The sequence below is a fragment of the Pseudomonas sp. PDM28 genome (assembly GCF_019219115.1).
Taxonomy (GTDB): Bacteria; Pseudomonadota; Gammaproteobacteria; order Pseudomonadales; family Pseudomonadaceae; genus Aquipseudomonas; species Aquipseudomonas laurylsulfatiphila.
In genome coordinates this window covers 1-234 of sequence record NZ_JAHUWG010000053.1, presented here as the reverse complement: position 1 = coordinate 234, position 234 = coordinate 1, and the positions used below count along the sequence as shown (strand labels likewise).

1 protein-coding gene is annotated in these 234 nt (G+C 61.1%); it reads left to right on the top strand.

Annotated elements, in window-relative coordinates:
- The coding region (locus KW841_RS29535) for a hypothetical protein (protein ID WP_218480756.1) at window positions 1–234 on the top strand (234 nt) is incomplete at both ends.

The window sequence follows — 234 nt, the reverse complement described above, 5'->3', positions numbered from 1 at the left end:
GCTACAGCTACACCCTCAACGACAACGAAACGCATCCGACGGCCAACGGCGCCAACACCCTGCCTGAGCAGTTCGCCGTGACCCTGGTTGACGACAACGGCACCACGGCGACCGGTTCACTGGACGTCAACATCGTCGACGACTTGCCACAAGGCGTGAACGACAGCAACGCTTCGACGGCGTCGGAAACCTTGCTGACGCTGAACGGCAACGTGCTGAGCAACGACGTGCAAG